Source organism: Mycoavidus cysteinexigens, from assembly GCF_003966915.1.
GTDB lineage: Bacteria > Pseudomonadota > Gammaproteobacteria > Burkholderiales > Burkholderiaceae > Mycoavidus > Mycoavidus cysteinexigens.
On the sequence record NZ_AP018150.1, the window covers coordinates 2,028,301 to 2,040,623 of the forward strand.

Here is a 12,323-nt window from a genome sequence, read left to right on the forward strand (position 1 = left end):
CTTGCCCCGTCTAATTTGAATCACGATTTGGCACCAAAATTTCACGGTTGCCATTTGCCGACATGGTCGATATTAACCCTGCCTGCTCCATTTGTTCAAGTAAACGAGCGGCGCGATTATAGCCAATGCGCAAATGACGCTGCACCAGCGAAATGGATGCGCGCCGATGTTTGATGACAATTTCAACGGCTTGATCATAGAGTGGATCTGCTTCAGCGCTTTGCCCCCCCCCATTGAGACTGCCCGTTTCTTCATCCATCTCGTTATTCACGCCGCCCTCCAGAATACCCTCAATATAATTGGGCTCTCCCTGCCCTTTGAGTTTTTCGACCACGCGGTGTACTTCGTCATCCGCCACAAAAGCACCATGTACCCGCACTGGCAAACCCGTGCCAGGCGGCAGATACAGCATATCGCCCATGCCCAATAGCGATTCAGCGCCTTGTTGATCCAAGATCGTGCGTGAGTCGATTTTTGATGAAACTTGAAAAGCCATACGCGTCGGCACATTGGCTTTAATTAAGCCCGTGATAACATCGACGGACGGCCGTTGCGTCGCAAGAATCAAGTGAATGCCCGCAGCTCTGGCTTTTTGGGCGATGCGCGCAATCAATTCTTCGACTTTTTTGCCAACTACCATCATGAGATCTGCCAACTCATCAATCACCACCACAATATGCGGCAGCCGCTCAAGCGGCTCAGGCGCATCTGGCGTCAGGCTAAATGGGTTCGGGAGGGTCTCTTCGCGCTTGTGCGCCTCATCCAGCTTATGGTTATAACCACCGAGGTTACGCACACCAAGCTTACTCATTAATTTATAACGGCGCTCCATCTCAGCGACCGTCCAATTTAATGCATGCCCGGCTTGCCGCATATCGGTCACCACCGGACATAACAGATGCGGCACGCCATCATAAACACTCATCTCAAGCATCTTCGGATCGATCAAAATCATCCTAACCTGCTCAGCCGTTGCTTTATATAGCAACGATAAAATCATCGCGTTAATTCCGACGGATTTACCCGACCCAGTCGTGCCGGCTACCAGCAGATGCGGCATTTTGGCTAAATCAGCAACGATAGGCTTGCCGCTAATATCTTTACCCAGTGCAATCGTCAGCGCTGAAGTAGCGGCAGCATACGCTTCAGAACCTAAAATTTCAGATAAACGGACGGTTTGGCGACGTAAATTGGGCAATTCAAGGCCCATATAATTTTTGCCCGGAATGGTCTCCACGACGCGAATTGACACCAACGAAAGCGAACGCGCTAAATCCTTTGCTAGGTTAACAACCTGACTCCCCTTAACACCCACCGCCGGCTCGACTTCATAGCGTGTGATCACAGGTCCCGGATAAGCCGCAATCACGACGACGTCAACGCCAAAGTCTTTTAATTTTTTTTCGATCAAACGTGAAGTAAATTCAAGGGTGTCCGCCGAGATCGTTTCTTGCACAGCTGACGGCGCATCAAGTAACGCAAGCGGCGGCAAAATGCTATCAGGCAAATCATGAAAAAGCGCTTGCTGCTTTTCTTTTTCAATCCGCTCGGATTTCACCACCGGGTTGACTGCCTGCACAATCCGCACCGGCTCATGTTCTTCAACTCGCACGCGATCTTGCTCAAGCCTGCCTTCACGGCGGACTGCAGCAACCTCGCCTACTTTTCGATCACGGCGCGCTTCATAGCGCATTTTAATGAACCTCAGCGCAGCGATAATCCCATCCCCAATACGCTCAACTGCATTTAACCAAGAAAAGCGAAAAAATAGCGAGCCCCCAATCGCCAACAGCAGCAAAAGCGCCAGCGTACCGCCCGTGAAGCCCAGAGCATGCAAGACTTGCGCCGCTACCGCATCCCCCAGCACACCGCCAGGCACACGCGGCAAGTTAGCGGATAAGGACCAGAGCCGCATTGACTCAAGCCCAACGCTAGCAATTAAGATTAACGCGAAAGAAAATAATTCAAGCAGCCAGCCCCCCTCCGGCAAGGGCGCATGCAATTGCTGCGTTGTTGCCGAGGGCTTTTGGCTGAGCTCAGGCTGCCCCGGAGCGCGTGCTATGCGCCAGTAACCCAAGACCACCCGACGCCCAAACAATACCACCCACCAATAAGCTGAAAAGCCGAAGAACAAGAGCAAAATATCCGCCATCCATGCCCCTACGCGCCCTCCCCAATTAGCAATATGGTTAGCCTGCACAGCATGGGTCCAGCTTGGATCCAATGGACTATAGCTAATCAGCGCCATCAACAGCAAAAATACACACGCAAGCTGCAGCAGCCAGCGAATTTCAATAACCAGGTGAGAGATCCGGCGCGGCAACGCCTGTGCACTATAAGAAAAAGAAGATTTCGCCATGAGCCAATATTTACTATTTCCAGCTTAAGAAGTCAACGCCAAGAGATTAAGGCCGTTTAGACTGAAAACGGGCGCGCGCAGAGGCTGAAATTAATCCGCAACGCAACACTATGCGGTTATAAATACGCACAATCGCATAAGCTGACACGCTTAAACAAACATATAATATGCTATTTGGCGCTCAAACTCTAAATTTTCCGTCCTCGATATGCGATCCACAAAACATGCAAAAGTTCTTATTCTAGGTTCTGGCCCAGCCGGCTATACGGCAGCCATCTATGCAGCGCGCGCAAACTTGTCGCCGATGCTCATTACCGGCCTTGCCCAAGGCGGCCAGTTAATGACCACCACGGAAGTCGAGAACTGGCCTGCCGATGCCGAAGGTTTACAAGGCCCAGCATTAATGGAGCGTTTTCTTGAGCACGCGCAACGCTTTAATACAGAGATAGTATTTGACTATATCCACACAGCAAAGCTTGATGAACGGCCACTGCGCCTGCTGGGCGAGGCAAGCGAGTACACCTGTGATGCATTGATTATCGCCACCGGCGCTTCTGCGCAATATCTTGGCTTGCCGTCTGAAGAAGCCTTTATGGGCAAAGGCGTCTCTGCGTGCGCGACCTGTGATGGATTTTTCTATAAACAACAAGAAGTGGCGGTCATTGGAGGCGGCAACACGGCTGTCGAAGAGGCGTTATACCTGACGCAAATCGCTAAAAAAGTGACCGTTATTCATCGCCGCAACACTTTTCGGGCTGAACCTATTTTGGTGGACCGATTACTCGCAAAAGAAAAGGCTGGCGTAGTCGAAATCAAATGGGATCATGTGCTAGATGAAGTGCAAGGCGATGCTACAGGTGTCACAGGCATTCGGGTTAAGCACACGCAAACCCATCAAATAACCGACCTCCCCTTACACGGCGTATTTATCGCCATTGGCCATAAACCGAATACCGATCTCTTCACCGGGCAACTTGAGATGAAAAATGGTTATATCAGCACCCGTGCTGGGCTCGTCGGCAATGCAACCGCAACCAGTATAGAGGGCGTCTTCGCTGCCGGTGATGTACAAGATTCGATTTACCGACAAGCCATTACCAGTGCCGGCACAGGTTGTATGGCTGCGCTCGATGCCCAACGCTACCTCGAAAGCTTAGCGCTGAGCTGATCAATCAGTGCGTCAAGCACTTCCTCTCTAATCTCGACCGTGCAGGCCACCTAAAATGGCCTGCCAAGTCAAGCGAAATACTATTTCTTCATCCACACAAAATAAGCCCCACTCCTGCCCCTAAACAGCGCATTACTGGCTTAAGGCTGCGATCGATAAACATAGCTACAGCGATGAGTGAGCAATAAATATAAAAAATCCATTAATACCCGCTGCCCGCCCACCCAATTTATAACTTTTGGCGTATATCAAAACCAAAGCCGAGCGTATACAGTAGATTAAATCATCCATTCACTGAGTTCTTAAAAGATTCTCATGGCGAATTTAATCAGTACGCCCCGCTCCCATGCCGATGAAGCCTGGAAGAGCGCATTAGATGTCTACTTTCGAGAGTTCATGCAATTTTTCTATCAGGAAATTGCGGCTCAAATTGCCTGGGACGCTCAGTATCAAACGTTGGATAAGGAGCTGCAAAGCCTGAGCGTAAAAAGCCAAGTGGGTAAAAAGCTCGTAGATAAATTGCTTAGAGTGCGCTTAAAAAGTGGGGCAACCTGCTTCGTGCTATTACATGTCGAGTTTCAGGGCCACTATGAGGTTGACTTTGCGCAGCGGCTTTTTGAATATTTTTACCGCTTATATGATCGTTACCGACAGCCGGTCCTCACGATGGCGGTTTTAACCGATGAGCGCTGTAACTGGCGCCCTAAAAGCTATCCGATGCAAGTCTGCGGTCATAAAGTGAACCATTTTCGCTTTCTAACCAGCAAACTCATCGACTATCGAGCGCAACGCGCCACTTTATTAGAGCACTCTAACCCATTTGGCACGATCGTGGCTGCGCATCTTGCGGCGTTGGAGACGCGTAGTGATCCCAATGCACGTTACCAGCATAAATTTGCGTTAATGCGGCAGTTATATCAAAAAGGGTTAACGCGAGAAGCGATTTTCAATCTGTGTCATTTTATCGAAGGGGTATTGACATTACCTAAAGAGTTTTAAATTATCTACAATAGTTCAATTAAACAACTTGAAGGAGAACGTAACATGCCGTATATGATAAGTTTCGAGCGCATTGGCAGAGAACAGGGTAGAAAGCAGGGCCTTGCAGAAGGTGTGCAACGAGGCCAATCTACGTTGTTAAAAACTCTGTTAGAAAACAAATTTGGTTTGTTGGCTGAGCCATATCAGCAACGGCTGAATAAAGCCAATGTAGATACCTTACAGCAGTGGGGTAAACGCACTCTCATCGCTCAAACGCTTGATGAAGTTTTTTAAAATGATTTGTTTGGCGCATCTGTTGCCAACAATCTATTCGCGCCGATGATGAAAATGATGCAAGTCAGAAGGCAAACTAAAATTTTTAATCGGCGCCAATTAATCGCAGATAGCATAATTGTTCATAGTACTTCGCTAAAGCCCGAAGTGATCGGATAACGCCAGTCGCGCCCAAAGGCGCGCGCAGTAATGCGCGGGCCGATCGGCGCTTGACGCCGTTTGTATTCGTTTTGTTTAATCAGCCGCGTGATGCGCGCAACGTCTGCTGGCTCAAATCCAGCGGCCACAATGTCAGCACCTGAATGGCCTGCTTCCATATATAGCTGCATAATCGCGTCTAAAATTTCGTAAGGAGGCAGGCTGTCTTGATCAATTTGATTCGGCCGCAACTCAGCAGAAGGCGCACGCGTTAGAATGCGCTCAGGAATAATTTGCTTAAACGCAAAAGCGTCGCTGGTGTTCCGGTAATGGCACAGCCGGTAGACTAAAGTCTTGGCAATATCTTTAAGCACAGCGAAACCGCCTGCCATATCGCCATATAACGTGCAATACCCGACAGCCATTTCACTCTTATTACCTGTAGTGAGCACAAGCCAGCCTAATTTATTCGATAGCGCCATCAATAAGGTACCGCGGATGCGGGCCTGAATATTTTCTTCTGTCGTATCTGCGGCTAATCCATCAAAGACCTGAGCAAGCGATAAACGAAACGCTTCAAATGCGGGAGTGATTGCAATTTCGTCATAGCGAACCTTGAGACGGCCCACCATCTCACGCGCATCGATCACTGAAATCTCAGCGGTGTAGGGTGATGGCATCATCACTGCGCGGACACGTTCTGACCCGAGTGCATCGCATGCAATGGCCAATACCAGTGCCGAATCGACGCCGCCTGACAGTCCAATCAGTACGCCCGGGAAACCGTTTTTTTCTACATAATCACGCACACCCAGTACCAGTGCGGCATAGACTTGCGCCTCGAGAGAAGATTCCGGCGCAATTTTGCTAGGTTGGGGCGTTATTCCATCAAACTCAACCAACGCAACACCGGCTTCAAATTGCGGCATCCGAGCGACACACTCCCCTTGCGCATTACAGACAAAAGAGCCCCCATCAAACACCAGCTCATCTTGCGCCCCAGCATAGTTTACGTAAACCAATGGCAACCCGCTTTCTCGGATGCGCGCGCGCACTATTTCTAGGCGCAAATTATCCTTGCCAAGGTGATAGGGCGAACCATTTGGAACCAGCAAAAGCTGTGCGCCTGCAGTTTTCGCTTGTTGTACTGCAGTCGGATACCAAATATCTTCACAAATCAGGACTGCGCAGCGTACACCCTCTAGTTCAAAAACGTAAGGCTTTGGGTCTGTCGCAAAATAGCGTCTTTCGTCAAACACCTCGGTATTGGGCAACTCTTGTTTGAAGTATGTGCCAAGCACGCGACCTTCTCGTAAAACCGAAACCGCATTAAATGTATCGCTTGGCGGCACGTTGGATTTAAGCGGCCGGTTTTCATGCGCATTCATCCGATAGGGATGGCCCACTACGACGTGCAACCCTTCGAAGGCGCTTAATTCAGAGGCAAGTTGCGCTAGCGCCGCCGCGCTAGCGGCGTAAAATGATGGACGCAACAATAAATCTTCAGGCGGATAGCCAGATAAGGCCAGCTCTGGCATGATGACTAAATGAGCGCCCTGCTGATAAGCATCACGCGCAGCCGCAACCATGATTTTTAGATTACCAACGAAATCACCAACCGTTACATTGATTTGAGCAAGGGCAATACGCATTTTTATTTTTCTTTAGAATAGACTATCTCACCTTGCTAGCTCATGCCTCGATGTCTTGCGGGTTAGCTTGCATTCAATTTTACTTTGGCACATCTTGACCTGGTGCGGGCGCATCGACCGGGGGCAAAGCCGCTTTGCCCGCATTGGCGCCAGCAGATGCAGGCGCCGGCGTAATTACGCCTTCCAAGACGCCGGCTGAAGCTTTAGGCTTATGCGAGCCAATAAAAGTCAAACTAAGCGTAGAGATAAAGAAAATGACCGCCAATATTGCCGTTGTGCGAGATAAAAAATTCGCCGCACCGGTTGCGCCAAAAAGACTGCCGGATGAACCGCTGCCAAATGCTGCGCCCATATCAGCACCTTTACCGTGCTGCAACAACACTAAACCAATAATGCCAAGCGCGGATAAGAATTGCGCAACAAAAATCAAATTTTTTAACACCAGCATGGATTCACCTTAATCTATAAAACATATTCAGAAATGATTGCGAGCGCCTAGGCTTGCGCTGCTTGGCAAATCGCAAGGAAATCTCCAGCTTGCAACGAAGCGCCCCCCACTAAGCCCCCATCCACTCCTGGCTCAGCCAATAGTGCGCGGGCATTGTCTGGCTTCATACTTCCTCCATACAGCACCCTAACGTGAGCCAGCTTAGCATCCACCGCAGCCAATATACGGCGCAAAAACAGATGCACTGAAGATACTTCTTGCACAGTTGCGCTCTTGCCCGTGCCAATCGCCCAAACCGGCTCATAGGCGAGCACCATACGCTCTGCTTGGGCAACCGTCAGGGCAGTCAGTACCGCTTGTAACTGCTGGCCAAGCACCTGCTCAGTCTGTCCAGCTTCACGTTCAGCCAAGGTTTCACCCACGCAAATAATTGGCGTCAAGCCAGCTTCAAGCGCGCGCTTTGCCTTAAGCACCACTTGCTCGTTGCTTTCTTGATGATATAAACGTCGCTCTGAATGCCCGACAATCACCCAACGCGCGCCAAATTCGGCCACCATCGACCCCGCCACTTCGCCCGTATAAGCGCCTGCTAAATGCGCCGAGAGATCCTGCGCCCCCCACGCAACGCAGCTCTGCTGCAACAGGGTTTGGACTTGAGCCAGATATGGAAATGGCACACATACGGCAGTCAGCACAGAAGCATTAAGTTTAGCCGCGCCTGCCGCGAGTGCGTTTAATAGAAGCGCATTTCCAGCCAAGCTGCCATGCATCTTCCAATTACCGACAATAAGTTTGTTCTTAGATTCTAAAAGTTTCATTTATATAATGATAACATTTGTCATGACTTCAAGCTTATAAGATCAAACAGATATTAAAGGTCGGGGGAAAATGACGAACGCACCAATACTAGAAGAAGCGAAAGAATTAACCACTGATGACAAAGAGCGCCTTCTCGCGGTTTTGCGTTATTGGCACAAACTCGAATTTTTTATCCCATTTGACCTTAGCGGATTGGTTGACGATGCAAAGGATTGGGAGGTTCGTTGGCTGTACGAGTCCGCTTTAAGGCAAGCGGCAGACGCGCCGGAGCATCTCTGGCAAGCGAATATTCCTGATGAGTACGAAATCACTGGATTTAATCTTTATCTGAATATTTTCGATAAAAGTGAAATTGTTCAAATCTGTGCGCAAAATCTCCAAGCTGAAGCGAATGGCGCACCAGAGTACGAAGAAGATGAACGGACCGAACTCGAGGGACTCACGTGCTTTGCCAAGCTTAAGTTCACCGCCCAAGGCGGACCGCGTTTTGAGCAAGTGTCTATCTCCACTTTACCCTGGGCGTTAGGACAAACCCAAAAGCACGGTCTGAAGGCTCTTACTCACGAAGCATTTGAACACAGCAAAAATCGACTCACCGAACTGCTGCAGAATTTTCTTGCTAACCGCTCAGTACCCGCAGACCATGAAGAAAGCTCAACCAGGCCGCTGACCGGCATAGAAATTATTGCTTTACATGAAATTTTTTGCGTCTGGGCAGAGTATTCCTCTCAAAGCAATCAAGCCGTTGCTTTGCTTAAGGTATGCACCCAAAAAAAAGCTTCACCCGTTATGGGAGGTTTAACCTCCGCGGAAATACCATCGGCTCCCTTGAAGTTCAATGCAGCGCCGCAAACTGAAGCGGATGCGAACGACACTGATACGGCACTTGAAGATGAGGACGATGAAATATTTGAATTTGAGATTGATATTCTTAATAGCTTTTTCATTCAAGATATTGAACGCGCGATAACTTGGGTAAAAACCCGCCCAATTCCGACACCACTCAAGCAATATTTAACCGCCATTCCAGCACGCGAGCGCCTTGACCTCTATTCAGAGGCTGGCCGTCAGTTAATTTTCGAGAGGCTTCACCCAAAGTATCTTAATCTCGGACATTGGCTCGATGACGCTGAAAAAGGCATGAATCTCATGCAACAGTTTGCTGTGAATACTGCTTTATCAACTCTGCATAAAACCGGCCTGTTCTCAGTCAATGGCCCACCCGGCACCGGTAAGACCACGCTATTGCGTGATTTATTTTCGGATAATATCGTGCGCCGAGCACAGGTGTTGGCTTCCTTCAAGCAAGCGCATCATGCATTTGACGGAAACATCCAAGTCCAATTCCCAGCCGAGCCAGAGCCCATCAGCATTCTCACACTCAATCCTAAGCTCACCGGGTTTGAAATGGTAGTTGCCTCATCCAACAACGCGGCCGTTGAGAATATTTCCCGCGATTTACCCAAGCGCAAACAGCTTGGCAAGGCTTGGCGCACGACGCAATATTTACAGCCCATTGCCCATAAAGTGGCCGCTCAAAAAGACAGTGACTCATTTGACGCATTGTCTGAGCAAGATATGCCATGGGGTTTAATTTCTTGCGCGCTAGGCAATTCAACAAATCGTTGGAAGTTTAAAGAGCGATTTGCTTTCTTAAAAAAAGATCCGCATAAAAAAGCTTCTTGGGCAGGACTCGAGCCACCCGAAAATATTTTTGATTGGCTTAAAAAAGATTACGCAGGCTTGAGTTTTAGCGAGGCGGCAGAAGCATTTAAGAAAGCAGAACAAGCAACCCTGAGCAAAATTGCCGAACGCATAAAATATGCGGAACTGCTGAATGAAGTAACAGACTCTGCCAAAAAACTCTTTTTTGCCGGAGAAGAGAATGAATTACACAAAGCGAAAGCTTTCTATCAACAAATTAAACTACACATTAATCAGGTCAAAGCACAGCTTTTAACTCTAACCCAACAGCTTACAGAATTAGAAAGATGGGTTCATGCTAATTGGTGGAAAAAGCTCACCTCATTTTTTAAACGGCTTACGATAAAAAGAGAAATTAGCTCACTCAAAAAACAGCATGTTAGTTTACAACTTGAGCTAGAGCTTACCCTTGATACGTATAAAAAAGCTCAAGAGGCGCTAGAGAGAAAAGCCGCGCTTTGGGCGCAGAAAATAGCGCAATTTGAGGAATTAAATCACAAATTTTCTTACCTTAAATTACCAAAATCATTAGATGAGCTAGACACAGAATTTTTTCAGAAAAACGGACTCTGGCATGATCAGGAACTCGCACACTGTCGTTCGACCCTTTTTAGCGCTGCTCTGACATTGCATGAAGCATGGCTGGCCGAAGTCGCAAAATGTCGGTGGCCGAATTTTAAGGAGAACATTCGGGCCATCACCCGCTTGCTTTCCAACAGACAACCCGATAAAGAAGAACATATTTTGCCGATTTGGCAAAGTCTTTTTATGATTGTACCCGTCGTTTCTACCACATTTGCGTCGTTTGCCAATCAATTTCGAGGCCTTGGCCCCAATTCTCTAGGCTGGTTATTCATTGATGAAGCTGGACAAGCTGTACCGCAAGCCGCGGTAGGAGCGCTGTGGCGAGCACAGCGGGCGGTGGTGGTTGGAGATCCGCAGCAAATCGAGCCCGTATATACTCTACCAAGCAAATTGGTAACAGCGCTTGCCGAACTCTCGGAGCATACCTGTAAAGGAACTTATGCGCCTAACAAGGTCTCCGTGCAACAGCTTGCGGATCACGCAAATCCCTATGGCGCTACGATAACCATGGAGGGTAATCCGCCTGTATGGATTGGGAGTCCTCTGCGCGTGCATTGGCGCTGCATTGACCCAATGTTCTCTTTATCGAATCAGATCGCTTACGAAGGTAAGATGATTTTTGGCCTAAAAGAAAGGAGTTTACCCGACGCAGCGCCGATTCATTGTCCAAGCGCATGGATTGACATTAAAGGCCCAGTCAATAGGAAACAAGATGTCCGCGAGCAAATTCAGTTTGTTATTGAAATCCTGATGCAACTGTATCTACGCGATAGAAAATGGCCGGCGCTTTATATTATTTCGCCCTTCAAAGCCATCAAAGACGAATTAAGGCGCTGCGCGTTGCATGCGGCAAGCCGGCACCCCTTGAAGATAAGGGGATGTGAAAAATGGTGTAGAGCGAACATCGGTACCATACATACTTTCCAAGGCAAAGAAGCGGATACCGTTATTATGGTGCTCGGGGTTGACCACCAGCATAGAGGAGCTGCGCAATGGGCGTCCTCTAAGCCGAATCTTTTAAATGTAGCGCTGACCCGCGCTCAGCGCCGATTTTACATCGTGGGAGATAAAGAGCTGTGGCGTGAGATGCCTTATTTTAGAGAGGCCATCAGCAAACTTCCTGCCACTACCGCCGACCAATTTCTTCATCAGGCCGGACTATCAACTCTCACCATGCCAGCATAATTTTGCCAATATGCCGCCCTTCTTCCATCCAGGCGTGAGCACTTGCTGCCTCTGTCATCGGGAAGACGCGGTCGATGACAGGCCGAATTTTACCCGCTTCTAATAACGGCCAGACGCGTTCTTTCAGCTGCGCTGCGATACGCGCTTTAAAATGGGTCGAACGTGGGCGTAAGGTTGAGCCCGTGAGCGTCAAGCGCTTCGTTAGCATCTCAGCCAGATTGAGATTAGCCTTCGCGCCGCCTAAAAATGCAATTAAGGCAAGTCGGCCATCCTGCGCCAAGGCTTTTAATTCACGCGCAATGTAATCGCCGCCGACCATATCGAGAATCACATCAACGCCTCGTCCGTTCGTTAGCGCAGCGGTAACAGCCACAAAATCCTCGGTTTTGTAATCGATTGCCCGTTCTGCACCAAGGCTTTCGCAAGCACGACATTTAGCCGCGCTACCGGCGGTAGCGAATACGCGGTGACCCAACGCATGCGCGAGTTGAATCGCCGCTACACCAATGCCGCTTGAGCCACCCTGCACCAGTAACGTTTCATCTTGCCCACGCTCAGTTGCGCCGAGCTGCGCGCGGTCAAATAAATTACTCCAAACGGTGAAGTAGGTTTCAGGCAATGAAGCAGCCTCAAGCTCTGACCATCCAGCAGGCACCGGCAAACACTGCGCAAGAGGAGCGGCAGCAAATTCAGCATAGCCGCCGCCTTGCAGCAAAGCGCAAACACGGTCGCCTTTTTTAAGCCGCCAGCGGTTATCTGCATGCTGCCAATCGCCATCTACAATCTCGCCGGCAACCTCTAAGCCAGGCAGCACAGAAGCGCCTGGCGGCGGCGCATAATGACCGGCACGCTGCAATAGATCGGGGCGATTGACCCCGGCTGCGCTCACCCGAATCAATACTTCGCCAGGCTGCAAAACAGGCCGCTTATACGCTACCGGTTGTAATACCTCCGGCGCACCATAAGCGGTAATGGCGATGGCCTGCATAG

Annotated in this window: 9 protein-coding genes; 4 read left to right on the forward strand and 5 right to left on the reverse strand. The window is 49.3% G+C overall.

Annotated elements, in window-relative coordinates:
• Nucleotides 1-10: 10 nt before the first annotated feature.
• On the reverse strand, nucleotides 11-2,359 hold the full coding sequence (locus tag MCB1EB_RS08640; RefSeq protein ID WP_045365128.1) for a DNA translocase FtsK: 2,349 nt from the start codon (nucleotides 2,357-2,359) through the stop codon (nucleotides 11-13).
• Between the two features lie 208 nt (nucleotides 2,360-2,567).
• Between MCB1EB_RS08640 and trxB the strand changes: the two genes are divergently transcribed.
• The 3 genes from trxB (at nucleotide 2,568) to MCB1EB_RS08655 (ending at nucleotide 4,802) form a co-directional block, all read left to right on the forward strand.
• The gene (trxB, locus tag MCB1EB_RS08645; RefSeq protein ID WP_045365125.1) at nucleotides 2,568-3,527 is read left to right on the forward strand and encodes a thioredoxin-disulfide reductase; all 960 of its coding nucleotides are present in this window, start codon (nucleotides 2,568-2,570) and stop codon (nucleotides 3,525-3,527) included.
• Nucleotides 3,528-3,842: 315 nt separating this feature from the next.
• Nucleotides 3,843-4,526: an RpnC/YadD family protein gene (locus tag MCB1EB_RS08650; RefSeq protein ID WP_052394033.1), complete on the forward strand. Its 684-nt coding sequence runs from the start codon at nucleotides 3,843-3,845 to the stop codon at nucleotides 4,524-4,526.
• Between the two features lie 45 nt (nucleotides 4,527-4,571).
• On the forward strand, nucleotides 4,572-4,802 hold the full coding sequence (locus tag MCB1EB_RS08655; RefSeq protein ID WP_051213964.1) for a hypothetical protein: 231 nt from the start codon (nucleotides 4,572-4,574) through the stop codon (nucleotides 4,800-4,802).
• Between the two features lie 122 nt (nucleotides 4,803-4,924).
• Here MCB1EB_RS08655 and MCB1EB_RS08660 read toward each other — a convergent pair whose 3' ends face one another.
• The 3 genes from MCB1EB_RS08660 to tpiA form a co-directional block, all read right to left on the reverse strand.
• Nucleotides 4,925-6,598, reverse strand: coding sequence for an NAD+ synthase (locus tag MCB1EB_RS08660; RefSeq protein WP_045365123.1), 1,674 nt, complete (start codon nucleotides 6,596-6,598; stop codon nucleotides 4,925-4,927).
• A 73-nt stretch (nucleotides 6,599-6,671) separates the two neighbouring features.
• Nucleotides 6,672-7,040, reverse strand: a complete 369-nt coding sequence (secG, locus tag MCB1EB_RS08665; protein ID WP_045365120.1) for a preprotein translocase subunit SecG — start codon at nucleotides 7,038-7,040, stop codon at nucleotides 6,672-6,674.
• A gap of 47 nt (nucleotides 7,041-7,087) precedes the next feature.
• Nucleotides 7,088-7,858, reverse strand: coding sequence for a triose-phosphate isomerase (gene tpiA / locus MCB1EB_RS08670; protein ID WP_034956874.1), 771 nt, complete (start codon nucleotides 7,856-7,858; stop codon nucleotides 7,088-7,090).
• Between the two features lie 70 nt (nucleotides 7,859-7,928).
• Between tpiA and MCB1EB_RS08675 the strand changes: the two genes are divergently transcribed.
• Nucleotides 7,929-11,333, forward strand: a complete 3,405-nt coding sequence (locus tag MCB1EB_RS08675; RefSeq protein WP_045365117.1) for a DEAD/DEAH box helicase — start codon at nucleotides 7,929-7,931, stop codon at nucleotides 11,331-11,333.
• Here the strand turns inward: MCB1EB_RS08675 and MCB1EB_RS08680 are convergent.
• On the reverse strand, nucleotides 11,317-12,321 hold the full coding sequence (locus MCB1EB_RS08680; RefSeq protein WP_045365115.1) for an NAD(P)H-quinone oxidoreductase: 1,005 nt from the start codon (nucleotides 12,319-12,321) through the stop codon (nucleotides 11,317-11,319). The two genes, MCB1EB_RS08675 and MCB1EB_RS08680, sit on opposite strands and share 17 nt — an antisense overlap.
• Between the last annotated feature and the right edge of the window lie 2 nt (nucleotides 12,322-12,323).

Bases quoted from the DNA above. Each gene is read 5' to 3' on its own strand.
- MCB1EB_RS08640 (WP_045365128.1), bottom strand. From the start codon at position 2,359: ATGGCGAAATCTTCTTTTTCTTATAGTGCACAGGCGTTGCCGCGCCGG.
- trxB (WP_045365125.1), top strand. From the start codon at position 2,568: ATGCGATCCACAAAACATGCAAAAGTTCTTATTCTAGGTTCTGGCCCA.
- MCB1EB_RS08650 (WP_052394033.1), top strand. From the start codon at position 3,843: ATGGCGAATTTAATCAGTACGCCCCGCTCCCATGCCGATGAAGCCTGG.
- MCB1EB_RS08655 (WP_051213964.1), top strand. From the start codon at position 4,572: ATGCCGTATATGATAAGTTTCGAGCGCATTGGCAGAGAACAGGGTAGA.
- secG (WP_045365120.1), bottom strand. From the start codon at position 7,040: ATGCTGGTGTTAAAAAATTTGATTTTTGTTGCGCAATTCTTATCCGCG.
- tpiA (WP_034956874.1), bottom strand. From the start codon at position 7,858: ATGAAACTTTTAGAATCTAAGAACAAACTTATTGTCGGTAATTGGAAG.
- MCB1EB_RS08675 (WP_045365117.1), top strand. From the start codon at position 7,929: ATGACGAACGCACCAATACTAGAAGAAGCGAAAGAATTAACCACTGAT.
- MCB1EB_RS08680 (WP_045365115.1), bottom strand. From the start codon at position 12,321: ATGCAGGCCATCGCCATTACCGCTTATGGTGCGCCGGAGGTATTACAA.